This window comes from Dehalococcoidia bacterium (genome assembly GCA_003597995.1).
Classification (GTDB): domain Bacteria; phylum Chloroflexota; class Dehalococcoidia; order Dehalococcoidales; family UBA1222; genus SURF-27.
Genome location: QZJY01000011.1, coordinates 1 through 22077, shown reverse-complemented (window position 1 = coordinate 22077; position 22077 = coordinate 1). Strand labels below are relative to the sequence as shown.

Genomic DNA, 22077 nt, shown 5'->3' with positions numbered 1-22077 from the left:
CCCGACCATTGTGGTCGAGGGATGTAGTTCGCCGCGAAGCGGACCGAACGAAGTTCGTATCTGTTAATACCCCGACCGTAAGGTCGTGGGAAGTTTATTGAGAAAGACTTTTGCTATGAACACCTGCTCGTCCTCTACTGCGACCTTAATATTCTGGGCATTATAGTCGGCGGCGCTAATCTGTATCTGGTATTCTCCCATTTTGATGTCCTTGAACGTTACTTTGTTGCTTACCTTGGTGGTGATGCCAGTGAGCTTTGGCTGACCCTCAGGCTGGCTTAAGGACACTACCTTGGCTCCGTTGAGCGGTATGCCTGAGTAATCCGTAACAACCACTTGTATGCTGGTTTTACCGCCCCCGCAGCCGCTAATCATAAATCCAACAGTGGCGGCCATAACTAACATTATTATCAAGGCGTCATGGAAGATGATGATGCCGTCACCAATAAATTTTTGCTTTCCCTCCTTTACGATCCCCATTTCAGCAGCCACCCCTTTTTTAAACCTGACAGGAGTTTTATGATTGAGTTTAAGACTATAGAACTTTTTACTCACAGAATATTATTGGGATTTCACTCGGACAATTTGTTTTAGTGAAATAAAGCTAGGATAACATTAAGCACTTTCGCAGTTACCAGAAGGTAGTAACCGATCCCGATATAGAAACCAACAAGATAGAACATTGCCGACGATCTGCCGGTGGCGGCGGCAACATGCTGTCTGAAGGGGCATCCGTCAGCCAAGGTGGAAAAATACCCCATGCCCATAGCTGCGATGGCAATGGTGACCGCAGATGGGATATCAGTGATATCCATTCCAAGCGGGAAATGGTTAACGCTGCCGCCAATAAGTTTAAAAAAAACTAAGCTGGAAAAACCGGTGATGATGATAGCAGCATACCCCTTTAACAACCGGGCATCCCTTATAAGAAAAAAGTCGCGGAATCCGCCGACGGCACAGAAGCGCGAGCGTTGCCCGAGGTATCCCAATACCAAACCGATGACCAGAGTGCTGATAAATGCAATCATATTATTACTCTATTTAGCTCGGCGTAAATGCCAAACGCCCAGAAAAACACCGGTGACGATCCCGCCCAGGGCAACGACCCCAAGCAGGCTACCGTAGGCCACCAGGAGTCCTGTCCGTATGGGGCAGGCTCCGACGACAAGACCTAAGTTGGCGACCAAGAATCCGAGAAGAATAGCCCCATATTTGTTTTTAGCCGTGCTTGGTTGTCGGATAAGCTCCTTATTTTTAGCGCTGGCTATCAGGGCACCCACCACAAGGCCGACCGCTAGTAGTGAGGGATAGATAACAAAAGCGGAGGTAATCGACAGGTTGGTATGCCAGATATTGTTGAGCAGCCACTTTACCAGTACTGAGGGATGGCCGACCATACAAACGCCATAGGCCTCGGGGGGTTGAATATGCAAGAAAGCCTGGCCGAGGGCTGCAGATAGGCCGATGGCCACGCCGGTAATAACGATCACGTTAGGGCGCAATTTCAGTTTCACTTAGCCTGTCCTTCGAGCCAGTCAAAGAATGCCAATGTCCCACGACCATCGCAATTTGTACAGGGCGTATCTATTTCAGCCTTCAAAGTTTTTGAATCGACGGCCGCCCGATGTGGCTCCTCAAGCATTGCGCCGAATTCTCGGAGAGAACAGGACCGTGTATAGGTTTTAGTGGCGCCGGCAGGAACCGCTACCCCCAGGGTTAAGGAATGGACCACATTATCGCCGTCTTGGGGAGGGCTATCACCGGGGTCATAGAAATTGAGGGTAAGGTTACCGCTTATGGTACTGCTTCCCGGATTAGTCACTGTGACAGTAACTATATAAGTATATTCGGCATATGGATCATCGCAACACCCAGCTGGAACGTGGCGATCGGTTTGCATCATGTCGGTAATCTGTGCCTGTAGCCCTTGCGCTGTTTTCAACATGCCGGCGCCGTGACAGCCCGGACATGTAACCTGAAAGGTGCTGGTAACAGCTAAACTAACTGCAAGAACGGTAACCACAAGGAATGGGACTGGAGGTGAGGCGGCTTTAAGTGAGGTTTTTGTAAAGACTCTAGATAACCACTTCTTCAACATCTCATTCCTCATTTACCACCCTGTTCAGAGATTGGTATATGCGCATATAGTGTTATACGGTTATTATAATACCATTATTTCGGTTGTCAAGGCACGGGGGATGAGAGTTGTTTGCCGGAGAGAAGTGTCTTTATTCGAAGCTTTGTGAAAGAGCTTGTAGTAAAAGACAATAACACTAAAGTGGCTTATACTGCCCTTTTTTCTGCCGCGATAAAAAGAAGAATAATCAGTTCTGCTTGTAGTACATAGTGGTGGGCGATTGAAGATTCGAACTTCAGACCCCAGTCTTATCAGGACTGTGCTCTAACCAGCTGAGCTAATCGCCCTTATTTGCCGTCGGCGGATCTGGCTATCTTGGCAAGGTCTTCTTCTATATCTATGAAGAGGTAAATCAGCTTCGATACCGCCAGCATCATGATAACAGAAACGGCGGATATTATAAAGCCGCCAAGCACGAAGCCTATCTTGGCTACGGCCGTGGCGGCCCCTATTCCGACAAGCACTGAAACCACTGCGCCGATGGCTCCCATGACCCATGCCAGAATGGTCAGGAGCGTGGCAGCTATGCGCAGTGTCTGGTGTTTCATCTTACGAACTATATGAATTCACCTTAACCCCTGGATAGCGGAAGGAAGATTGTATGCAGTTATCGGTCCGCCCTAAGGCGGATTCGACCTGGGATGATGAGGCCGAAGCCCCATTACTCCCTAGAAAGGAGGTGATCCAGCCGCAGCTTCCGCTACGGCTACCTTGTTACGACTTCGTCCCAATCACCAGTCCTACCCTCGGCGACTGCCCCTCTTGCGAGTTAGCCCATCGACTTCAGGTATTACCGGCTTTCATGACGTGACGGGCGGTGTGTACAAGGCCCGAGAACGTATTCAACGCAACATGCTGATTTGCGTTTACTAGCAACTCCGACTTCATGCAGGCGGGTTTCAGCCTGCAATCTGTACTGAGGATGGCTTTAAGGGATTGGCTTCAACTCGCGTTGTTGCTACCCATTGTACCACCCATTGTAGCGTGTGTGTAGCCCAGGGTATAAAGGCCATGCTGACTTGACGTCATCCCCACCTTCCTCCCCGTTTTGCGGGGCGGTCTAGTTAGAGAAAACAACTAACCACGAGGGTTGCGCTCGTTGCAGGACTTAACCATACACCTCACGGCACGAGCTGACGACAGCCATGCAGCACCTGTGACGGCTACTGACTTAACAGTTTGTTCATCTTTCGATTCGCTACTTCCGACATGTCAAACCCTGGTGAGGTTTTTCGTGTTGCATCGAATTAAACCACACGCTCCGCTGCTTGTGCGGGCCCCCGTCAATTCCTTTGAGTTTTAACCTTGCGGCCGTAGTCCCCAGGCGGGACACTTAAAGCGTTAGCTTCGGCACAGAGAGGGTCGAAACTCCCTATACCTAGTGTCCATAGTTTACGGTGTGGACTACCAGGGTATCTAATCCTGTTCGCTCCCCACACTTTCGAGCCTCAGTGTCAGAAACATCCCAGAAGGCCGCCTTCGCCACTGGTGTTCCTCCGGATATCTACGCATTTCACCACTACACCCGGAATTCCACCTTCCCTTGATGTCCTCTAGCCCAACAGTATCGAATGACCCCTCCCAGTTAAGCCAGGAGATTTCACATCCGACTTGAAAGGCCACCTACGCTCACTTTACGCCCAGTAAATCCGGATAACGCTTGCTTCCTACGTATTACCGCGGCTGCTGGCACGTAGTTAGCCGAAGCTTATTCGCCAGGTACCGTCATTATTCGTCCCTGACAAAAGAGGTTTACAACCCGAAGGCCTTCATCCCTCACGCGGCGTTGCTGCGTCAGGCTTTCGCCCATTGCGCAAAATTCCTTGCTGCTGCCTCCCGTAGGAGTCTGGGCCGTGTCTCAGTCCCAGTGTGGCTGACCATCCTCTCAGACCAGCTACCGATCACAGCCTTGGTAAGCCGTTACCCCACCAACTAGCTAATCGGACGCAAGCCCCTCTCCGAGCGCCTTGCGGCTTTGGTGAACCCTCCATCGAGGGCAAACCATATGCGGTATTAGCCTCAGTTTCCCGAAGTTATTCCCCACTCAGAGGCAGGTTACTTACGTGTTACTCACCCGTTTGCCACTGTGCCTTGCGGCACCGTTCGACTTGCATGCATAATGCACGCCGCCAGCGTTTATCCTGAGCCAGGATCAAACTCTCTAAGCCAATTAAAACGCTTAGAGCGTTTAGATTCTTGCTCTTTAGTTCTAAGTTCTTCCTTCCGCTATCCAGTTGTTAAGGTGCGCGACAAAGCAAGGTAAATACTATCATAACGGGTAAACCTTGTCAAATACATATGATGGGGACATAGCCAGGCGTATCACAGGCATAGATAAAACGAATTTGGTTTACCAGTAGAGAAGATTTTCAGGATTATTTTTAAAACGACTGCCCCCTAGTTATAATAAGCTTGAACCAGCTAGCGCTCAACCCCCAAATGAGGAATCTCAATAGTGCTTTCATAAGTTGTACTATAACCGCAAGAGTCCACGACACAAATTGACAGTCAAAACCCCTCCGCCGTAAACTCTTAGATAGTCTATTGGATTGGAGGACTTGTTTTGCCTCATATTGAAGACATCGCGAGAGAGCTGGCGTCCAAGCTGAAGGAACACAAGGCCGATTACATCGAAGCCCACCTGGAAGACAGCGTATCCAGCTACATCACTTATAGAGGAAAAGTGCTAGAGTCCATCGGCAAGGGCGCCTCAGTGGGCGGCAACATTCGCGCGCTGGTGCGGGGAGGCTGGGGCTTCGCGAGCTTCAACAGCCTCGACAATATCGACGAGCGTATAAAACTGGCGATAAAAGAAGCCGGAATTGCTGGAAAGGGAGAAAGCCGCCTGGCGGACATTCCGGTGGTAGTGGATAAAGGCATCCCCCACTCCCGTCTGAATCCCATTGAAATCCCCCTGGCTCACAAAAAGGAACTACTGGACGGATATAACGCGATCATCTGGAAAACCCCCAAACTGCAAACCTCCAACATCGGCTATGGCGACGGCTATAAAAGGAGTATTTTTCTCAACTCCGAAGGCAGTTTTATTCAGCAGGAACGCGCCGACGTGACGTTGCGCCTGAGCGCCATTGCCTCCGATGGCAGCCAGGTGCAACAGGCCAACATGAGCATGGGCAGCCCCGGCGATTTCACGGCCATCCAAAACTTAGACGATGACGTGAAGGAAATGGCGCAACGCGCGCTGGGACTGCTGGCTGCCCCCCAGGCTAAAGGCGGCGAGTATACGGTTGTGCTCGACCCGATACTGGCGGGCGTTTTCGTGCACGAGGCCTTCGGCCATCTCTCCGAAGCTGATTTCGTTTACGAGAACGAGCGCATGCGCGAGCTGATGGTCTTAGGCAAGAGGTTCGGTCGCCCGGAGCTGAATATCGTTGACGGCGCGGCTGTGCCAGGTCTGCGCGGCAGCTTCAAATACGACGACGAAGGGACACCCGCCGCCAAAACTCATTTAATAAAAGAAGGTGTACTGGTGGGCCGTCTCCACTCCCGCGAGACCGCCGCCAAAATGGGTGAAAAGCCTACCGGCAACGCCCGCGCCATTAACTACCGCTACCCTCCCATCGTGCGCATGACCAACACATATATAGAACAGGGGAATACCACCTTTGACGAAATGATCGCCGACATTAAAGAAGGTGTTTACGCCCGCAACTGGTACGGCGGCACCACCAGCATGGAGATGTTCACCTTCTCCGCCGGCGAGGCCTTCATGATAAGGAACGGAAGGCTGGCTGAGATGGTGCGCCCGGTCGTCCTCACCGGCAACGTTTTCGAGACGCTACAGAACATAGACGCCGTCGGCAACGACCTCGACATGAACCAGGGCGGCGGCTGCGGCAAGGGGGGACAATCCCCCCTCCCAGTCTCCAACGGCAGCCCGCACATACGCATCCAGAAGTGTCTGGTAGGGGGCAAATAAACATGCAGGACCTCATTCAAAAAATACTGGACAAAGCTAAAAAGACTGCTCAATCAGCCGAGGTCTTCATGTTCATCTCAGAGGAGACTCCTGTGGTTTTCGAGGCCAACCGCCTCAAGAGCCTGCAGAGCAAGGAGAGCACCAGCATCTCCCTGCGCATTTTCAAGGACGGTCGTGTCGGTTTCGCGAGCTCCAACAAACCCGAGGACGTTGACGGCCTGATGCAGGCCGCCATCGAGACAGCCCAGTTCGGCGCTCCAGCCAATTTCAATCTGCCCGGACTTGTCGAGTTTCCTATAGTCGAGGTTTACGACCCAGCGGTGGAGAGAGTCAGCCTGGAGAAAATGGTAGACCTGGGTGAGGAGATGGTCTCCGCCCTCACCACTCACACGCCGGAAATCCTGTGCGAAGCCGCCGTCACCCGCAACAAAATTTCAATAAGCATCGCCAACTCTTCGGGGCTTGAGGCCGCCTACACCAAGAGCGCCTTTGCCATCGGTATCGAAGGCACCGTCATACATGGCTCGGATATGCTTTTTGTAGGCGAGAGCGAGAGTTCTTGTCACCCGGTGCTGGATACGACCAATATTTTGAATACGGTCAGACGCCAGTTAGCCTGGGCCAGGACTCAGTCCAGTGTCTCGACAGGCAAGCTGCCGGTCATCTTCACGCCAGACGGTGTGGCCAGCGCACTTATCGCTCCCCTAATGGCCGCCTTCAACGGCAAGATCGCGCTCGAGGGGGCTTCTCCCCTTGGCAACAAAATCGATCAGAAGATTTTCGACCGGAAGCTAAATCTCTACGACGATGCCACCATTGCCTTCCAGCCGGGCAGCCGACCCTTTGACGACGAAGGCATCCCCAGCCGAAAACTCCCGCTTATCGAGGCCGGCACACCCCGAAACTTCTTATATGACCTCAAAACGGCTGCTCTGGCGCATACCGAGAGCACGGGACACGGCGGGCGCGGCGGAGGGCTGCCGTCGCCCGCGCCGGGCGCATTTGTATTCAATAACGGAGATGTTTCACCGGATTCTATGATAGCAGACATCAAAGAAGGATTGTTTATCGAACATGTGATGGGGGCTACCCAGGGCAACATCCTGGGCGGCGATTTCAGCGGCAACGTGCTGCTGGGATACAAGATTGAAAATGGCAGGATAGCCGGACGTGTCAAGGACACTATGGTCTTCGGCAATGTATACGAACTGCTCAAAGATATTGCGGCTATCGGCAACGACGGCAGATGGCTCGGCGGAAGGTTCTTCACTCCTTCGATATATTGCCCGTCGCTTTCCGTCTCCAGCAAATGATTCGGATAGAAATACAGATTAATTTGAGGCTGTTTGGAATCTGACTGATCGGATTCCAGGTAATTGGCAAACGACATTAAGCCCCTAATTATTGTATAATCCAGTGTGAGGTGAACCAAAATAAAAGACGCCATTAAAATACGCGCCCGCCCCACCCTGAGCGAGCCCAACATGCTGGCAGCATGGCCCGGCATCTCCAACGTTGCCATGATCGTGGCCAGCTATATCGCGCGTAAGTTGGAATTCAAAGAGCTGGCGGAAGTGCGCGCGCCTTTCTTCTTCGACCCCATCGGTGTTATGGTGCGCAATAATGTGGTGGAGGAACCCCAGTTCCCTCAGAGCCATTTTTATTACTGGAAAAACCCCAAGGGCGACGATCTCATTCTTTTCATGGGCGATGCCCAGCCTAATACCAAGAGCTACGACCTGGCGAATACCATCGTGGATGCCGCCGTGCGCTTCAAAGTAAAACGCATTTACACCTGCGCTGCCGCCATCACGCGCATTCACCACACGGAAGACCCCAAGGTCTGGGGGGTTGGTACCAGTGCTGCGGTGGTGAAAGAGCTTGCCAGGCAAAATCTGGTCCAGGGCGGCAACCTGCAGATAGCCGGTATGAACGGCATACTGCTGGGGGTGGCCAAGGAGCGCAAGCTCGAGGGCGCCTGCCTGCTCGGCGAGGTACCGAACTATACCACCCGGCTGCACAACCCGGTGGCAGCGCTGGCCATTGTACACGCACTGGCAAACCTGCTCGGCATTAAGATAGATTACTCTGAGCTCAAACAGGCGGCCACCGAGGCCCGCGAACGCATGAAGCAAATCGCCGCCGAAGCCATGGAAGAATATATCGACTACTTTACCGAGCCCATCTGGGAACGCGAAGAAGATGAATCAGAAGACGGATGAACCGAAGGTAGCCCCTCAGCAGACGCCTCTGGCGGAGATACTGGCGCATATCGCCGACACCTCCCAGCCGCTCTCCAACGCCGAGCTGGGCGAGCTGTCGGACCTGAGCGTGGATGAACTAAAAGATCTCGAAGCGACCTGGTCGCGGATAGACACTGAAAGGAAGCGTCAGATTCTCGCGCGACTGGAAGAACTCAGCGAAGACAACGTCGAGCTCAACTTCGACCGCATATACAGAAGCGCCATTTACGATGCCGACGACGACGTGCGCCGCAAGGCCGTCGAAGGCTTATGGGAAAACTGCGAGCCTTCGCTGGTTCGCCCTCTGATACGGCTGGTGCAGCAGGACCCGGCTGCCGAGGTCAGGAGCGCCGCCGCCACCGCGCTGGGGAGGTTCGCCCTGCTGGCGGAGCACCAGAAGATTTCCGGCGAAAACCGTTTACGCATATCGCAGACCCTCCTCTCCGTCATCCACAACAACGATGAGCCTATCGAGGTACGCCGCAGAGCATTGGAAGCCATCGCGCCCCTCAGCCTGCCCGAAGTCACACGGACCATCTGGGAGGCGTACCGCCGCGAGGAACCAGGTCTCAGGATAAGCTCCGTCTACGCCATGGGACGCAACTGCGACCTTTTGTGGATGCCGACAGTGCTCAAGGAGATGGACCATGACGACCCCGAAATGCGCTACGAGGCCGCCACCGCCGCCGGAGAGCTGGGCGAAGCCGAGGCCGTACCGCGACTTATAGAGTTGACGGTTGACGCCGATATGGAGGTCAAACTGGCTGCCATCCTCGCACTGAGCAAGATAGGCGGACAGGAAGCCAAGCAGAGGCTGCGGACTCTCATGACCAACAAGAGCAAGGCCGTCCGAGAGGCTGCGGAACATGGAATCTCCGAGATGGAAGCTTACGAAGAGCCTGCTAACCAGCGCCCGGATGAATCCGATGAGCCGGACGCCGATTAGAGGAGAAAGGGTCAGCCTGCACTCCATGTCCCTGGCGGACGCCCCGCGCGATTACCTCTGGCGCAAAGACGCGGAGCTGGCAGCGCTCAACGGGCAACATCCCCTGAAGATTTCATTCATCCGTTACCTCACTCATTTTGAATCCGCTTCCGCGGGCGACCATCCCGCCAAAGAGTTCCTCTCCATCAAAACCATCGACGAAGGGCGGCACATCGGCAACTGCGCCATTTATAACATCGACTGGGAACACGCCGAGGCGCACGTCGGTATCGTCATCGGGGACCGGCGCTACTGGGGTAAAGGATACGGCAGCGACGCTTTCCGGGCTCTTATGGATTACGCCTTTAATCACCTGGGCATGCAACGGCTCCACCTGAAGACGCTGGAATGCAATGAGCGCGCCCGGAAATGTTTCTCCCGATGCGGCTTCCAGCCCTGCGGCAGCCTGCTGGAGAACGGCGATGCCTACATCTTGATGCAGCTTTCGGTTGAGGATTATGCCAAAACGGGATTGTCGCCGCAGATTATAGCCGAGAGAACCCCCTGATCATGCCAAAGCTCTTTGACCGCCTCACTCCTAAAAATAGAAAAGACTTGCGCGTGCTGGGCAATTTCATCAATGTCTACTGCCGTGAAAATCATAAAGAGATCGCCAAACAAGCCTTTTATATCGCTGACGAGGACCTTCAAATCAGGTTGCGCGGCTTGAATCTATGCTCGGATTGCTCCCGTTTGCTGGAGCACGGCATCGCCAAGCTGAGCCTGTGCCCATACGACCCCAGGCCATCATGCCGCAAATGTAAGACCCACTGCTATGCGCCGGGTTATAGGGAGAAGGTGCGCCAGGTGATGCGCTTCTCTGGTACGTATTTGATAAAACACGGCCGGCTGGACCTGCTGCTGCATTATTTGACCTAACGTGTAGGGGCACGATGCATCGTGCCCCCTCTTTTTGTTCGTAATATCTCGATTTTCGGATTATTATATCAACTTGTGAGAGAAACGGTCGCCGTCCCCGCCGCAGTTTTCTCGCCCCTCTGGTTCTCCACCCACACATCCAGGGTAACCAGGTTCTCACCGTCCGATGATTTCCCCTTGACCACACCGTGGCAGGTCAGCATATCTCCAGGTAAATTCAGTCCCTTATAGCTCACGTTAAGCTTTTTGAGGCTGCCCGTTTTCCCATACCAGTCCGACAACATCTGGCAGATGAAGGCCGTCGAGAGTTGCCCGTGCACCACAACTCCAGGCAGGCCACGGCTCTGGGCGAAATCTTTATCGTAGTGAATGGGATTGTAGTCACCCGAAGCCCCGGCCCACATCACCAGTTGCTGCTTGGTGGGTTGCTTCACCAGGGAAGGAATTTCTGCGCCGACGGCGATTTTATCGAAACCAGTTAGAGGGCTCATGCCTTGCCTCTCAGTATAGCCAGTTGCTTGCAGCGCGCCACCAGCACGCCCTTCTGATTGTACTGCTCGAGCTCCAGGTTGATAAAGGTCATGGGCGGACGCTCGCGGAAAGCCGAGACCTTCGCTTTGACGGTGATGGTGTCCCCGACTTTTACCGGCTCGAAGCACTCCAGTTCAGTGCTGCCGTGGAGCACGGCTTCCGGCAGGCCGAGCAGCATTGAGATGACGCGCTCGAAACCGATGGTGAGCAACAAGGCAGACGGGGCTTCCGGCTTTTTCCCCTGCCAGCGCGGATTTTCGTCGCCGACGGCTTCAACAAAGCGTTGCACCATGCCGCGCTCTATGGGATAGGTGAGCGTCAGCCAAGACTGGCCGACATTCTTTTTTAAATCTTCAATAGTCAGTTGCTGAATCATTGCCAATCCAAATAGTCGTAATCGAGTAATCAGTCTATATTGAGGCAGCGCTTCGTGTCAAGAAATCACCTGTCGTTGCGAGGATGAGGAAGATGAGCCTTGCCTCACCCTCCAACCGTTCGAGAGGCTCGGAGCAACCGAGGAGTCTAGAGGCGGCCCACTTACTAATGGTCTCATAATAGTCTGAGATGGCGGTAAGCGCTTACGCTGCGAAATGAGACCATTTTATTATGAGACTATTAGTAATTAAAGAACGTTTAAGACCACTTTCAAACTTCAATAATTCCGGCGCTGAAGATTGCACATTTTTGCGTACCCACCAAGCAGAGGCAGGTGCACAATTGAGTCGCTTTGCGTTTCAGACTGGAGATCACAACCCTGGGGAATTGTTTACGCCGCCGGCAGTGACAAAAAGGCTTGCCGGAACGCTTGCACTGTCTGCCGGATGTTCCTGTCTGAGTGGGCTAAAGAGACAAAGGCGGCTTCAAACTGCGATGGTGGCCAATAAACTCCTCGGGCAAGCAGTGCATGGAACAAACGGGCAAACTGGGTTGTATCTGCGCCTTGCACCGACTGGTAGTCCTGAGGGGCGTTACTCATACAGAAGACCGTGAGAAGTGACCCAACTCGTGCTATAGAGACCTTTGCACCCTCGTCTGCCGCAGCCTCAGCGATGCCCTTCTCCAAAGATGTGGAATTATCTTCCAGGCGGTGGTAGAGCGCCGGGTCGTGCAGGGCCTCAATGGTAGCGATACCGGCCGCCATGGCTAAAGGGTTTCCGGACAGGGTGCCTGCCTGGTACACCGGCCCCAGGGGAGCCACCAGTTGCATAATTTCCCGGCGGCCGCCGTAGGCTCCCACCGGAAGACCGCCACCAATAACCTTGCCCAGCGTGGTCATGTCCGGCGTGATGCCGTACAGGGCTTGTGCCCCGCCATAGGCGACTCGAAAGCCAGTGATGACTTCATCAAAAATGAGCAGCGCACCGTACTGACGGGTCAGTTCGCGCAGCCCCGCCAAGAAGCCCGGCTGGGGCGGGACCACTCCCATATTGGCAGCCACCGGTTCTACGATGACGGCGGCGATTTCCGCCGGATAGCGCTCGAAGAGTTGTTTCACTGCTCCCTGGTCGTTATAAGACGCGACCATGGTATCCTGCGCGCAACTTGCGGTCACGCCAGCCGAGTCTGGAGTACCTAACGTCGCCAGCCCGGACCCAGCTTTCACCAGCATCCCGTCACTGTGTCCGTGATAGCCGCCAGCGAATTTGATAATCCTGTCGCGTCCGGTAAAAGCGCGCGCCAGGCGCAATGCGCTCATTACGGCTTCCGTGCCAGAGCTTACGAAGCGTAGCATCTCCATGGAGGGTATCGCTGTGGATATCATCCGCGCCAGCGTTGTCTCTGCCTCAGTAGGAGCGCCGAAGCTGGTACCCCGTCCGGCCGCCTTCTTGATAGCCCTTACCACTACGGGCGGGGCGTGCCCCAGAATGAGGGGCCCCCACGAGCCGGCAAAATCAATGTACTCGCGGCCGTCTGCATCGAAAATCTTTGAACCTTTACCTCTGGTAATAAAGAGAGGATTGCCACCCACAGCCCGGAAGGCGCGTACAGGGCTGTCCACTCCACCCGGCAGATAACGCTGCGCCTCGGCAAACAGTTTGTCCGAGTTGTTGCCCATTTCCATCATTCCCCCTGAATGTTTTTTAGCCAACCGGCCGCTTCCCGGGCGTGATAGGTGATAATGATATCGGCGCCGGCCCTCTTGATGGATGTGAGAATCTCCAGCACGGTGCGCTGCTCATCCAGCCAGCCCTGTTTAGCGCCCGCCTTGACCATGGCGTATTCGCCGCTAACGTTGTAGGCGGCCAGCGGGCAGTCGAAGCTGTCGCGCACCCTTCGTACGACATCTAGATAGGCCAGGGCTGGCTTGACCATGACCATGTCTGCCCCCTCGCTGATGTCCTGTGCTATCTCTTTTAGCGCCTCGCGCGCGTTGGCCGGGTCCATCTGGTATGAATGGCGGTCGCCGAACTGAGGGCTGGACTGCGCTGCCTCGCGGAAAGGGCCATAGAAGGCCGAGGCATACTTGGCGGCGTAGGACATGATGGCAGTCTGTGTGAATCCGCCGCTGTCGAGCGCCTGACGTATAGTGCCGACCCGACCGTCCATCATGTCCGATGGGGCTACAATGTCGGCGCCGGCCTCGGCGTGGGACATGGCCATCCTGGCTAACAAAGGCAAGGTCCGGTCATTGTCCACCTGGCCGCCCCGGATTATACCGCAATGGCCGTGGTCGGTGTACTCGCACAGGCAGACATCAGTGGCCACGATGAGCTCCGGCGCAGTCTTTTTGATAATGCGCACCGCTTGTTGGACAACCCCATTTGCCTGGTAGGCCGCCGTGCCTAAATCATCTTTTTGTGCCGGTATGCCGAAAAGGAGGACGCCCGGAATGCCCAGAGCGGCAATCTCCTTGATCTCCGGAGCTAGCAGGTCGGGTGAAAAACGCCGGATGCCTGGCATGGAGGGTATCTCCTGCCTGATATCCTTCCCCTCAACCACGAACAGAGGGTAAATCAGGTCGTTGATATCAACGCTGTTTTCGCGTACCAGCGCCCGTAGCGCCGGCGTGCGGCGCAGGCGGCGGGGGCGTAAAGTGGGAAACTCAGATGGCATCTAGGTTTCCTTTCTGAAATAGTCTTCGATGGATTGCACCAGGCCAGGCATGGTCTGCTCTGCAGCCTCGATGTCCACTGTGAGCCCGGCTGCCCGTGCGGTTGCCGCTGTCTTAGGGCCGATGCAGGCGACCTTCATCCCGGCCAGCTTGCCCGCCACCCCATCCAGGGCCGCCATCAGGTTGTTGACAGTGGAGGAACTGGTAAAAGTCACCAGGTCAATCTCGCCCGCAGCAAGGAGACGACTGGTCTCCTCGGCTGTTTCCACAGCGGGTGTAGTGCGGTAAGCCACCACCTCGTGCACAATGGCGCCAAGAGCAGCAAGCCCATCGCTGAGCGCCCGGTCGGCGATATCCGCACGCGGCAGGAGCAAATGCTGCCCGCCGATGCCTAGACCGCGAAACCCATCGAGGAGGGCTTCATTGGTGAAAACGGTCGGGCAGTAGTCGGCAGAAATGCCGTTGCCTGAGAGCGCTGCGGCGGTGGCTGGTCCGATGACGGCAATTCGAAGACCAGCGAGCGCCCGGCCGTCCAGTCTCAAAGCATGAAGGCGCTGGAAGAAAGCCTCCACACCGTTGCTGCTGGTGAACACCAGCCACTGGTACTCAGCTGCATTTTGAATCGCCCGGTCGATTTCCGTGGTATCAGACACCGGTTTGATGTCAATCGCTGGTAACTCCACCGGCACGGCGCCTCGCTCGGCGAGCAACCGGCTGAGCATGCTCGCCTGTCGGCGGGCCCTGGTTACCATGACGCGCATTCCCTTGAGCGGGCGCGCCTCAAACCAGCCCAGTTTCTCTCGAAGTTGCACTACCTGACCCACTACAACCACTGCTGGTGGGGTAAGCTTGCGCCGCCTGACCTCGCGCTCGATGTTATACAGTTGACCGACGATGGTCAACTGGTTGGAATATGTCCCATCCTTGATAACAGCTACCGGCGTTTCCGGCGCGCGCCCAAACTCCAGTAATTTAGCCACGATGCCGCCGAGGTTCTGTACCCCCATGAGGAAGACCAGGGTATCGACACCAGTAGCCAGCTTCTCCCAGTTGATGCTGGAATTGGTCTTGCCGGGGTCTTCGTGACCGGTAATGACAGCAAATGAGGATGCCAGGCCGCGGTGGGTGACAGGGATACCGGCATAGGCCGGCACGGCAACGGCCGAGGAGACCCCGGGCACTACCTCGAAGGGGATGCGGCTCGCGGCCAGCATTTCCGCTTCTTCCCCACCACGTCCGAATACAAAGGGGTCTCCGCCCTTGAGACGCACCACCAGTTTGCTCTCCCGAGCCTTATCCACCAGTAGCCGGTTTATCTCCGCCTGTTCCAGTGCATGTTTAGCGCCGGACTTTCCGACATAAATGCGCTCGGCCTGCGGATTAGCAGCCTCAAGAAGCTGGCGGTCGAGCAGGTGGTCGTAAACAATGACCTCGGCGCGGGCCAGGCAGTCCAGTGCCTTTTGTGTAATCAGCCCCGGATCACCGGGACCGGCTCCTACCAGATATACCATTCCCGGTTTCATTTGAGGACAACCTCGGCTATAAAATCGGCAGCCCCCAACCGCATCATGGCCTGCGCCAGATTTTCTCCCAGCCGGGTCGGTTCTTGTGCACTACCTGTCATGCTGTGGCGCAGTATTTTCTGATGCCCCATGTTGCCCACCATACCCTCCAGCGTCAGTGTCTCGCCGCGCATTGTGCCCAGAGCGCCGATGGGGGCACGGCAGCCGCCACCCAGGGCCTGCAGGAAAGCCCGCTCCGCTGTCACTGCCTGGACAGTTGGCCAGTGGTTGAGCGGGGTCACCAACTCCGCCACTTCTTTATCTCCTGCCCGCGCCTCTATGGCCAAGGCTCCCTGCCCCACAGCCGGGAGGCACTGTTCCAGTGGCAGGTAGTAGGTAATGCGATCCTGGCAGCCAAGACGCAGTAGTGCAGCTGCGGCCACAAGCACGCCGTCGAACTCGCCGCGAGCAACCTTCGCCAGCCGAGTATCCACGTTGCCACGGATATCGCGTACGCGGAGGTCGGGGCGGACTTTTAAAAACTGCACCGTTCGCCGCAGGCTATCGGTGCCGATGACGGAACCGGGGGCCATGGCATCGAGCGGACAGTTTGCCACCAGCACATCACGCGGGTCAATACGAGCCAAAACCGCGGGCAGGCACAGCCCCGCCGATATCTCCGTGGGCACATCCTTCAGACTATGGACCGCAAGGTCAATCTGCCCCGCCAGCAATGCCTCTTCCAACTCTTTCACGAACACCGCCGTCCCAATCTGGTCGAGCGAGTGACGGCGGTCGCGGTCACCTGCCGTCACTATACGGCGGATGGATATATTCAGGCGCGGGGCCAGAGCCCGAATCTTGGCCGCCACTGACTCCGTTTGAATCAGGGCCAGCCGGCTTCCCCGCGAACCTATAATCAGGCTTTCTCTCATCCCGTTCCTTCAGTATCTAAATTAAAGAGCCCCCGCACCGCCTCACCGTATTCAACACCGTCGCTACCCTCCAGGCAGCGGATAGGTTTGCGTAGTATCCTGCTGACAATAGCCTTGGTCATAGCCTCCAGGGATGCGCGCTCTTCTGCGGAGAGGGATGGCAGCTTGGGCAATGTCTTCGCCACCTGCTGAGCCCGGATCTCTTCCGCCTGGCTCATGAGCGCCCGCACCACCGGCCGGGTGGCCAGTGTCTGCCACCATGACATGGTCCTGCAGGCCTCGCTGGTAACGACCTCCACCGCCTGTTCTATCCAACCCTCGCGCTGCTTGCGGTTGGCTTGGGAGGCCGAGACCATGTCATCAATGTTGTAAAGGAAAACGTTGGGCAGCTGGCCGACCGCGGGATTCACGTTGCGGGGAACGGCAATGTCAATGAGCACCAGCGGCGCGGTGCGGTGACGCATGGCTGTTTCCACCTGGTTGGTCTCCAGTATCCAGTGCGGCGCCACGGCACAGGTGACGACCACGCTGCACTCGCATAGAACTTCCGCCAGGCTGCTGAGATCAATGGGAGTCCCGCCCATGGCCTCTGCCAGGGCCTGCGACCTCTCTATGGTGCGGCTGGCGATGAGAATCTGGCGGGCACCCCGGTCACGGGCCACCTTGGCCACCAACTGGCCGGCTTCGCCGGCGCCAAGCACCAGTACTTTGCAAGATTTGAAATCGCCCAGGATATTAGCCGCCTTATCCAGAGCGATAGAACTTATGGAGACGGCATTCTTGCCGATGCCGGTCTCCTCACGCACTTTGCGCCCGGTGCCCACCGCCTGCAGAAAGACGCGCTGGAGGGGCAGACTGACCATACCAGCCTTTTCGGCGGCCTCCAGTGCCTGACCGACCTGCCCCAGAATCTCGCTCTCACCGACGACCATTGACTCCAGCCCGCTCGCCACGCGGAAGAGATGCTCGACGGCATCCCTGTCTTCCAGAACATAGCAATACGCCGCCAGTTCGCCAGCGGTTTTACCCAGGCGCGCACAGAGGAAGTGCAAACCCGCCTGCGCCTCGTCCAGGCTGCCCCGGTGGGTGGTATAGACCTCGGTGCGGTTGCAGGTGGAGAGGATTATCCCTTGCGCCGTAAAAGAACCTAGAGAAGTAAGGGCCGGTCCCAGCTTGGGGCCGCTGACGGCTAGTTTCTCGCGGAATTCCAGCGGCGCGGTGCGGTGGTTGATGCCTACCACTTTAAGGTGTAACGTCATGGCTCTTGTCCGCCTGTCAGGGCATTAAGGTTGTTTAATAAAAGCCGCCGGGCGCCGTCTTCATCGCCTTCCCGTATCAAAGCGAGCAGGCTGTCCAAATCCAGTGCCGTCTGCCAGTTCTCGGCGTCCACCGTTTTACCGCGCCTCTTTATCTCCAGACGGACGTCGTTAACGAGGCCGACAAGCACGGCGTATTCGAGACCAAACTCAGATTCCAGTCTGGTCCTGAGTTTACGAGCCAAGGCAGGACTACTGCCCGCGGTGGAAATTGCGATGGTGATATCACCACGGTGGAAATACGCCGGGACGATGAAATCGGAGCTTTTCGGTTCGTCTACTATGTTTACCAGCACGGCTCTTTCCTTGGCCTCACGGGACACCTGGAGATTAGTCTCACGCTCATCGGTTGCCGCTATCGCCAGGGTAGCCCCCTGGAGGTCCCCCGCCTTATATTTACGCAGTATTAGCTTGACATCTCCCTTCTGGGACAGTTCAAGAAGTCCGTGACAGACGACGGGGCTTACTACGGTTACCGCGGCCTGACAATCCAGCAACGCTTGCACCTTACGCAAAGCAACCTCCCCGCCGCCCACCACCACGCAACTGCGCCGGGTGATATCCAGGTAGATGGGAAAGTACTGTGGCATAGGCTACTCCGACACCTCGTATTTGATGCGAGTCTTTTTTATCTCACGGGTGCTGAAGAGGACCGCGCCGTCATTAAGCTCGTTGGCTGTCGTGGCGGCCTTAGCTATTGCCACGCAGTCTTGGCGGGCCACGCCGTGAATCATGGCAAAGAGATTGTGCCGCCACAGCGCGCTCGTCTGCCTCTCGTAGCAGTGGCTGACACTGGCGTGCGCAGCCAGTTCCGCCCCGGCTGCGTCCACTCTTTCGGGCGCGACCCTCCAGCAGACCATGGCATTAGCGCTGTAGCCCGCCCGGCGATGGTTGATAGACGCACCGTAACGGCGTATAACGCCGCTTTGAATGAGCCCTTCGCAAATAGCAAGAAAAGTATCCCCATCCATACCAAGCCGCTTCGACATATCATCGAAAGGAGCCGGAGAAAGCGGCAGGTCTCGCTGCAATTCGTTGATAATCCGCCTGTCGATAACAGATAGCGCCACTCTGGCCGGAGGAGCTTCGCCTGCGTGGCTGTCTGCGGTAACATCATCGTCGTCCGGCCCGAAATGGACTTTTAGTTTAAATACCTTAAGCGCAGGCAATGAGACGGTTGCTGTAGCTCCCGTAGCCGCTGCCAGTCGAGCGACCTCTGTCTCGATAGACACGCCGGGTGGTGCCACCAGCGTCACCCAGATGTTAAAGGCATGCTCTCGCTCGTAGGCATGGCTGATGCCCCGGTGTTCTATAATAATTCTCTCTGCTAGAGCTAATTGCTCCGGCGCGATCTGCATCCCCAGAAGCGTACTCTGGTAGCCCAGCCTGCGCCCGTCTATCACCGGGCCTATCTGCCGTACCATGCCGTCTTCCTTGAGTTTTTCGATGCGGGCTATTACCGCGGAACCGCTAAGACCAAGCTGCCGTCCCAGTTCCTCATAGGGCTGGCGTACCAGGGGAAAGCCACCCTGCAGCAGTTGGAGGAGGCGTCCGTCCGGACTAACCGCAATCGTGTCACGCATTCGCGCTCTCCCCGCAGGCCCGGGGCTGGTAGACGCAATAGGGTTCGGCCGCCAGGTAGTCCCCGCTGGTCTCGTAAGCGCGGGCGCGACAGCCGCCGCAGATGCGCTTGTACTCACAGGCGCCGCACTTGCCTTTTATTTTGGAGAGGTCCCGGAGTTCTCGGAAAAGGGGAGAGTTTTCCCAGATTTCGCCAAAGGTCTGCTCCTTGATGTTTCCGGCAGAGACATCAAGATAACCGCAGCCCTGCACCCTGCCCACATGGGAGATAAAGCAGAATCCAGTGCCCGCCAGGCATCCCCGACTCAGGCTATTGGCAGGGTGGTGGCCGGAGTGTTGCGGCGTCGGGCAGGCTGCAGCCGGCTGGCTCCTTTCGCGCTGCTTCACGATGCGCAGGTAGTGGGGGGCGTCGGTGGGCTTGAAGAAGATCCGATCTCCCAGCTCCTGCTGCTTATCATATATCCAGTTCAGCGTCGCCTCATACTCCTCGGAGGAGAGTTCGACAGATTCCAATCCCTTGCCCCGGCCGGTGGGTACCAGCAAGAACGGGTGAAAAGCGGATGCCCCCACCTCTATTGCCAGGTTTACCAGATCATTCAGGTAAGCAACATTCAGTTTGGTAATGGTAGCGTTAATCTGGATGGGCAACCCTGCCTGCCGGGCGTTGGCGAGGCCCTGCAGAGCCTCGCGGAAAGCCCCCGCCTTTCCGCGAAACTTGTCCTGTAACGACTCGGTAGGAAAGTCCAGGCTCACCCCAAGACGGGCTATCGGTACGTCCTTCAGGCTGCGGGCCATATCCCCTGAGACGAGCGTGCCGTTTGAGCCGAGGACTACCCGCAGCCCCAGGCCGGCGGCATAGCGGGCGATGGGTATAAGGTCGGGGCGGGCTAGCGGCTCACCACCCGTCAAGATAATGATGGGTTTAGCGGCCGCCGCTATCTGGTCTAACAGGCGGAAACACTCATTGGTAGTGAGTTCTCCCTGATAGGTGCCCTGTTGCGCTGACGCCCGGCAGTGGGCGCATGACAGGTTGCAGCTGCGGGTTATCTCCCAGGCGACCAGTTGCAGCCTCGAGGTGATGATTTGCTCTCCAACAAGGTTTGAAGTTACTTCAGTCCTCATGAGATTATTCCGATTTCTTCATCGCTGAGGTAGCAGGCAGGATCCTCTGCCCAGGCGTTGCCGTAAGCCGCCTCCGCTCGCACGCGCAGGTTGCCGTTACAAAGGTCAAGATACTGGCAGCGGGCACAGCGTCCCTCTAAAAGTTTTTTGCGTTCTCTCAGTCCTGCCAGCAATGGCTGAGAGGGATCAGACCATATTTCGCCGAACTTTCTCTCGCGCACGTTGCCGACGATGGCTTGCTGCCAGAACTGGTCGGGGTGGACATTGCCCAGGCCATCTACCGCCCCAATCCGTACCCCTGCATTGTTGCCGCCGTTGATCCTAAGCAGATCCAGCATACGGCTGGCCCGCTCGGGGTCCTGCTTGCGCAAGCGCAGATAGAGATAGACGCCGTCGGCATGGTTGCCGACAGTCAGGATTTCCTTGGGCAGCCCGCGCCGGTGCATGGACAGCGCCTGCTCGCAGATGGTATCCACAACAGCCCGTGACTCGGCGTGCGTGAGGTCCTGTGCCTGGAGATTGCCGCCCCTCCCTGCGTAGGCGAGATGGTAGAAACATATGCGGTTTATCCCCTCGTCCTCCGTTAACTTGAGTATTGCCGGGATTTCCTGATAGTTGTAGCGGGTCATGGTAAGTCGTAAAGATACCCTGAGGCCCAGGGCTACGCAGTTCCTTATGCCGCCCAGTGCCTCCTGAAAGGCTCCGGACTTGCCCCGGAAACGGTCATGGTTGGCGCCTATGCCGTCCAGGCTCACTCCTACCTCGGCAAAGCCTATTTGCCTTATCTGCTCGGCTGCCTCCGGAGTAATCAAAGTGCCATTCGTAGAAAGTGCCACCCTGATACCCAGTTCCCGGGCATACTGCGCGAGCTCGAACAAATCTACCCGCATGAGCGGCTCTCCGCCTGAAAAGAGGATAACCGGCACCCCGAAATCGGCCAGGTCCCGGATCAGCTTTTTAGCGGAAGCGTTATCTAACTCTCCTGGAGCTTTGCTGGTTTTCGCGCTGGCATAGCAGTGGATGCAGCGCAGGTTGCATTGACGGGTGCAGTTCCAAACCACGACAGGCCGTGGTTGTTCCTTTTTCTCATAGCGGAGGTAGTCACCGGGGCCAACGTTATCGCAGAGCAAGCGCGTTATGGATATCAAAGGAGCCCCCCAACTTCAAACTTACTTTGGCCTAGCAGCGTTATTTGGACAGCATTACATGCAGATAATTACAAAAACATTAAAAAAACTGTATAAATATTACAATATGATAACAATACTGTCAAATATGACGGTGGGAAAGTAAGCTATTTAGAGAAGGGGACCGAAGAGTTATAAGCGAGGACAGGTCTAGCAGCAATTAGAGGGTCTAACAACCGGCATTTGATTTGGGCGTGGCGGTTTTTACTTTTGCTGATAAGCTTCGACCGGAGCGAACAGGGCATGGTCCATGATATTGTCAATTAGCGGTATGGCCGGAAAGATGCCATCAGCCAGGGTATCTCTCTTTCGCATCATACCGATTACACTTTCCATAATCGGTTGGCGATGGGACGTAAATGCTTGAATGGAATCGACCAGGGTCAGTCCTGCCACGGCTAATGTAATGCCAAAATCGGACCCAACCTCACTGGCCAAACGAAACGCCTCCGCGCGCTGATCGGGCTTCTTTTAAGAGAGTAAGGAATGATTTTGCCGTCGAGGTTTATCTCCGAGGGTTCGTGTGTACTCAACCTGGCGGCACGTGAACGGGGCATGCGGAAGTATACTTTTTATACTCACCTTTTCCCGAATACCCCGACCATTGTGGTCGAGGGATGTAGTTCGCCGCGAAGCGGACCGAACGAAGTTCGTATCTGTTAATACC

23 protein-coding genes, 1 tRNA gene and 1 rRNA gene are annotated in these 22077 nt (G+C 56.0%); 6 read left to right on the top strand and 19 right to left on the bottom strand.

The window, feature by feature from the left end; genetic code table 11:
- Positions 1–63 precede the first annotated feature (63 nt).
- The 7 genes from C4542_01630 to C4542_01600 form a co-directional block, all read right to left on the bottom strand.
- Positions 64–480 (bottom strand): carboxypeptidase regulatory-like domain-containing protein, encoded by a 417-nt coding sequence (locus C4542_01630; GenBank protein RJO62902.1) that lies wholly within the window; start codon positions 478–480, stop codon positions 64–66.
- 110 nt (positions 481–590) lie between these two features.
- Positions 591–1028 (bottom strand): transporter, encoded by a 438-nt coding sequence (locus C4542_01625; GenBank protein RJO62901.1) that lies wholly within the window; start codon positions 1026–1028, stop codon positions 591–593.
- A gap of 9 nt (positions 1029–1037) precedes the next feature.
- A complete protein-coding gene (locus tag C4542_01620; protein ID RJO62900.1) occupies positions 1038–1514 on the bottom strand; it encodes a cytochrome C in 477 nt (158 codons plus the stop codon).
- Positions 1511–2098 (bottom strand): hypothetical protein, encoded by a 588-nt coding sequence (locus tag C4542_01615; GenBank protein RJO62899.1) that lies wholly within the window; start codon positions 2096–2098, stop codon positions 1511–1513. The genes C4542_01620 and C4542_01615 overlap by 4 nt, the downstream gene beginning before the upstream one ends.
- A 249-nt stretch (positions 2099–2347) precedes the next feature.
- A tRNA-Ile gene (locus tag C4542_01610) sits at positions 2348–2424 on the bottom strand.
- Positions 2425–2685, bottom strand: a complete 261-nt coding sequence (locus C4542_01605; GenBank protein RJO62898.1) for a hypothetical protein — start codon at positions 2683–2685, stop codon at positions 2425–2427. It abuts the tRNA gene before it with no gap.
- Between the two features lie 121 nt (positions 2686–2806).
- Positions 2807–4299, bottom strand: a 16S ribosomal RNA gene (locus C4542_01600).
- Positions 4300–4700: 401 nt separating this feature from the next.
- Here C4542_01600 and C4542_01595 point away from each other — a divergent pair.
- The 6 genes from C4542_01595 (at position 4701) to C4542_01570 (ending at position 10184) form a co-directional block, all read left to right on the top strand.
- Positions 4701–6077 (top strand): TldD/PmbA family protein, encoded by a 1377-nt coding sequence (locus C4542_01595; protein RJO62897.1) that lies wholly within the window; start codon positions 4701–4703, stop codon positions 6075–6077.
- Positions 6078–6079: 2 nt separating this feature from the next.
- On the top strand, positions 6080–7390 hold the full coding sequence (locus C4542_01590) for a TldD/PmbA family protein (protein ID RJO62896.1): 1311 nt from the start codon (positions 6080–6082) through the stop codon (positions 7388–7390).
- Between the two features lie 171 nt (positions 7391–7561).
- Complete coding sequence (locus C4542_01585) at positions 7562–8299, top strand: hypothetical protein (protein RJO62895.1); 738 nt, start codon at positions 7562–7564, stop codon at positions 8297–8299.
- Entirely contained in the window at positions 8280–9266 is a 987-nt protein-coding gene (locus C4542_01580; protein ID RJO62894.1) for a PBS lyase, read from the top strand. The genes C4542_01585 and C4542_01580 overlap by 20 nt, the downstream gene beginning before the upstream one ends.
- Positions 9187–9813: an N-acetyltransferase gene (locus C4542_01575; GenBank protein RJO62893.1), complete on the top strand. Its 627-nt coding sequence runs from the start codon at positions 9187–9189 to the stop codon at positions 9811–9813. Before C4542_01580 ends, C4542_01575 begins: the two co-directional genes overlap by 80 nt.
- A 2-nt stretch (positions 9814–9815) precedes the next feature.
- On the top strand, positions 9816–10184 hold the full coding sequence (locus C4542_01570; protein RJO62892.1) for a nitrous oxide-stimulated promoter family protein: 369 nt from the start codon (positions 9816–9818) through the stop codon (positions 10182–10184).
- A gap of 68 nt (positions 10185–10252) precedes the next feature.
- On the opposite strand, the gene C4542_01565 is transcribed toward C4542_01570, so the two are convergent.
- The 12 genes from C4542_01565 to C4542_01510 all read right to left on the bottom strand — a co-directional run bounded on the left by C4542_01565 (position 10253) and on the right by C4542_01510 (position 21848).
- Positions 10253–10675, bottom strand: a complete 423-nt coding sequence (locus C4542_01565) for a dehydratase (GenBank protein RJO62891.1) — start codon at positions 10673–10675, stop codon at positions 10253–10255.
- A complete protein-coding gene (locus C4542_01560; GenBank protein RJO62890.1) occupies positions 10672–11091 on the bottom strand; it encodes a hypothetical protein in 420 nt (139 codons plus the stop codon). The genes C4542_01565 and C4542_01560 overlap by 4 nt, the downstream gene beginning before the upstream one ends.
- Positions 11092–11481: 390 nt before the next feature.
- Positions 11482–12777, bottom strand: a complete 1296-nt coding sequence (gene hemL, locus C4542_01555; GenBank protein RJO62889.1) for a glutamate-1-semialdehyde-2,1-aminomutase — start codon at positions 12775–12777, stop codon at positions 11482–11484.
- Positions 12777–13769 carry a porphobilinogen synthase gene (gene hemB / locus C4542_01550; protein ID RJO62888.1) on the bottom strand — a complete coding sequence of 331 codons (993 nt, stop codon included), beginning with the start codon at positions 13767–13769 and terminating at the stop codon, positions 12777–12779. Before hemB ends, hemL begins: the two co-directional genes overlap by 1 nt.
- A complete protein-coding gene (gene cobA, locus C4542_01545) occupies positions 13770–15290 on the bottom strand; it encodes a uroporphyrinogen-III C-methyltransferase (GenBank protein RJO62887.1) in 1521 nt (506 codons plus the stop codon).
- Positions 15287–16204: a hydroxymethylbilane synthase gene (locus C4542_01540; GenBank protein ID RJO62886.1), complete on the bottom strand. Its 918-nt coding sequence runs from the start codon at positions 16202–16204 to the stop codon at positions 15287–15289. Before C4542_01540 ends, cobA begins: the two co-directional genes overlap by 4 nt.
- The gene (locus C4542_01535; GenBank protein ID RJO62885.1) at positions 16201–17463 is read right to left on the bottom strand and encodes a glutamyl-tRNA reductase; all 1263 of its coding nucleotides are present in this window, start codon (positions 17461–17463) and stop codon (positions 16201–16203) included. The genes C4542_01540 and C4542_01535 overlap by 4 nt, the downstream gene beginning before the upstream one ends.
- A complete protein-coding gene (locus tag C4542_01530; protein ID RJO62884.1) occupies positions 17460–18110 on the bottom strand; it encodes a bifunctional precorrin-2 dehydrogenase/sirohydrochlorin ferrochelatase in 651 nt (216 codons plus the stop codon). Before C4542_01530 ends, C4542_01535 begins: the two co-directional genes overlap by 4 nt.
- A gap of 3 nt (positions 18111–18113) precedes the next feature.
- The gene (locus C4542_01525; GenBank protein RJO62883.1) at positions 18114–19103 is read right to left on the bottom strand and encodes an Lrp/AsnC family transcriptional regulator; all 990 of its coding nucleotides are present in this window, start codon (positions 19101–19103) and stop codon (positions 18114–18116) included.
- Positions 19096–20223: a radical SAM protein gene (locus tag C4542_01520; protein ID RJO62882.1), complete on the bottom strand. Its 1128-nt coding sequence runs from the start codon at positions 20221–20223 to the stop codon at positions 19096–19098. The genes C4542_01525 and C4542_01520 overlap by 8 nt, the downstream gene beginning before the upstream one ends.
- On the bottom strand, positions 20220–21371 hold the full coding sequence (locus tag C4542_01515; protein RJO62881.1) for a radical SAM protein: 1152 nt from the start codon (positions 21369–21371) through the stop codon (positions 20220–20222). The genes C4542_01520 and C4542_01515 overlap by 4 nt, the downstream gene beginning before the upstream one ends.
- A gap of 243 nt (positions 21372–21614) precedes the next feature.
- Positions 21615–21848 (bottom strand): hypothetical protein, encoded by a 234-nt coding sequence (locus tag C4542_01510; GenBank protein ID RJO62880.1) that lies wholly within the window; start codon positions 21846–21848, stop codon positions 21615–21617.
- Positions 21849–22077 lie beyond the last annotated feature (229 nt).

Bases quoted from the DNA above. Each gene is read 5' to 3' on its own strand.
- C4542_01630 (RJO62902.1), bottom strand. From the start codon at position 480: ATGGGGATCGTAAAGGAGGGAAAGCAAAAATTTATTGGTGACGGCATC.
- C4542_01625 (RJO62901.1), bottom strand. From the start codon at position 1,028: ATGATTGCATTTATCAGCACTCTGGTCATCGGTTTGGTATTGGGATAC.
- C4542_01615 (RJO62899.1), bottom strand. From the start codon at position 2,098: ATGTTGAAGAAGTGGTTATCTAGAGTCTTTACAAAAACCTCACTTAAA.
- C4542_01605 (RJO62898.1), bottom strand. From the start codon at position 2,685: ATGAAACACCAGACACTGCGCATAGCTGCCACGCTCCTGACCATTCTG.
- C4542_01590 (RJO62896.1), top strand. From the start codon at position 6,080: ATGCAGGACCTCATTCAAAAAATACTGGACAAAGCTAAAAAGACTGCT.
- C4542_01585 (RJO62895.1), top strand. From the start codon at position 7,562: ATGCTGGCAGCATGGCCCGGCATCTCCAACGTTGCCATGATCGTGGCC.
- C4542_01580 (RJO62894.1), top strand. From the start codon at position 8,280: ATGAATCAGAAGACGGATGAACCGAAGGTAGCCCCTCAGCAGACGCCT.
- C4542_01575 (RJO62893.1), top strand. From the start codon at position 9,187: ATGGAATCTCCGAGATGGAAGCTTACGAAGAGCCTGCTAACCAGCGCC.
- C4542_01570 (RJO62892.1), top strand. From the start codon at position 9,816: ATGCCAAAGCTCTTTGACCGCCTCACTCCTAAAAATAGAAAAGACTTG.
- C4542_01565 (RJO62891.1), bottom strand. From the start codon at position 10,675: ATGAGCCCTCTAACTGGTTTCGATAAAATCGCCGTCGGCGCAGAAATT.
- C4542_01560 (RJO62890.1), bottom strand. From the start codon at position 11,091: ATGATTCAGCAACTGACTATTGAAGATTTAAAAAAGAATGTCGGCCAG.
- hemL (RJO62889.1), bottom strand. From the start codon at position 12,777: ATGGAAATGGGCAACAACTCGGACAAACTGTTTGCCGAGGCGCAGCGT.
- hemB (RJO62888.1), bottom strand. From the start codon at position 13,769: ATGCCATCTGAGTTTCCCACTTTACGCCCCCGCCGCCTGCGCCGCACG.
- cobA (RJO62887.1), bottom strand. From the start codon at position 15,290: ATGAAACCGGGAATGGTATATCTGGTAGGAGCCGGTCCCGGTGATCCG.
- C4542_01540 (RJO62886.1), bottom strand. From the start codon at position 16,204: ATGAGAGAAAGCCTGATTATAGGTTCGCGGGGAAGCCGGCTGGCCCTG.
- C4542_01535 (RJO62885.1), bottom strand. From the start codon at position 17,463: ATGACGTTACACCTTAAAGTGGTAGGCATCAACCACCGCACCGCGCCG.
- C4542_01530 (RJO62884.1), bottom strand. From the start codon at position 18,110: ATGCCACAGTACTTTCCCATCTACCTGGATATCACCCGGCGCAGTTGC.
- C4542_01525 (RJO62883.1), bottom strand. From the start codon at position 19,103: ATGCGTGACACGATTGCGGTTAGTCCGGACGGACGCCTCCTCCAACTG.
- C4542_01520 (RJO62882.1), bottom strand. From the start codon at position 20,223: ATGAGGACTGAAGTAACTTCAAACCTTGTTGGAGAGCAAATCATCACC.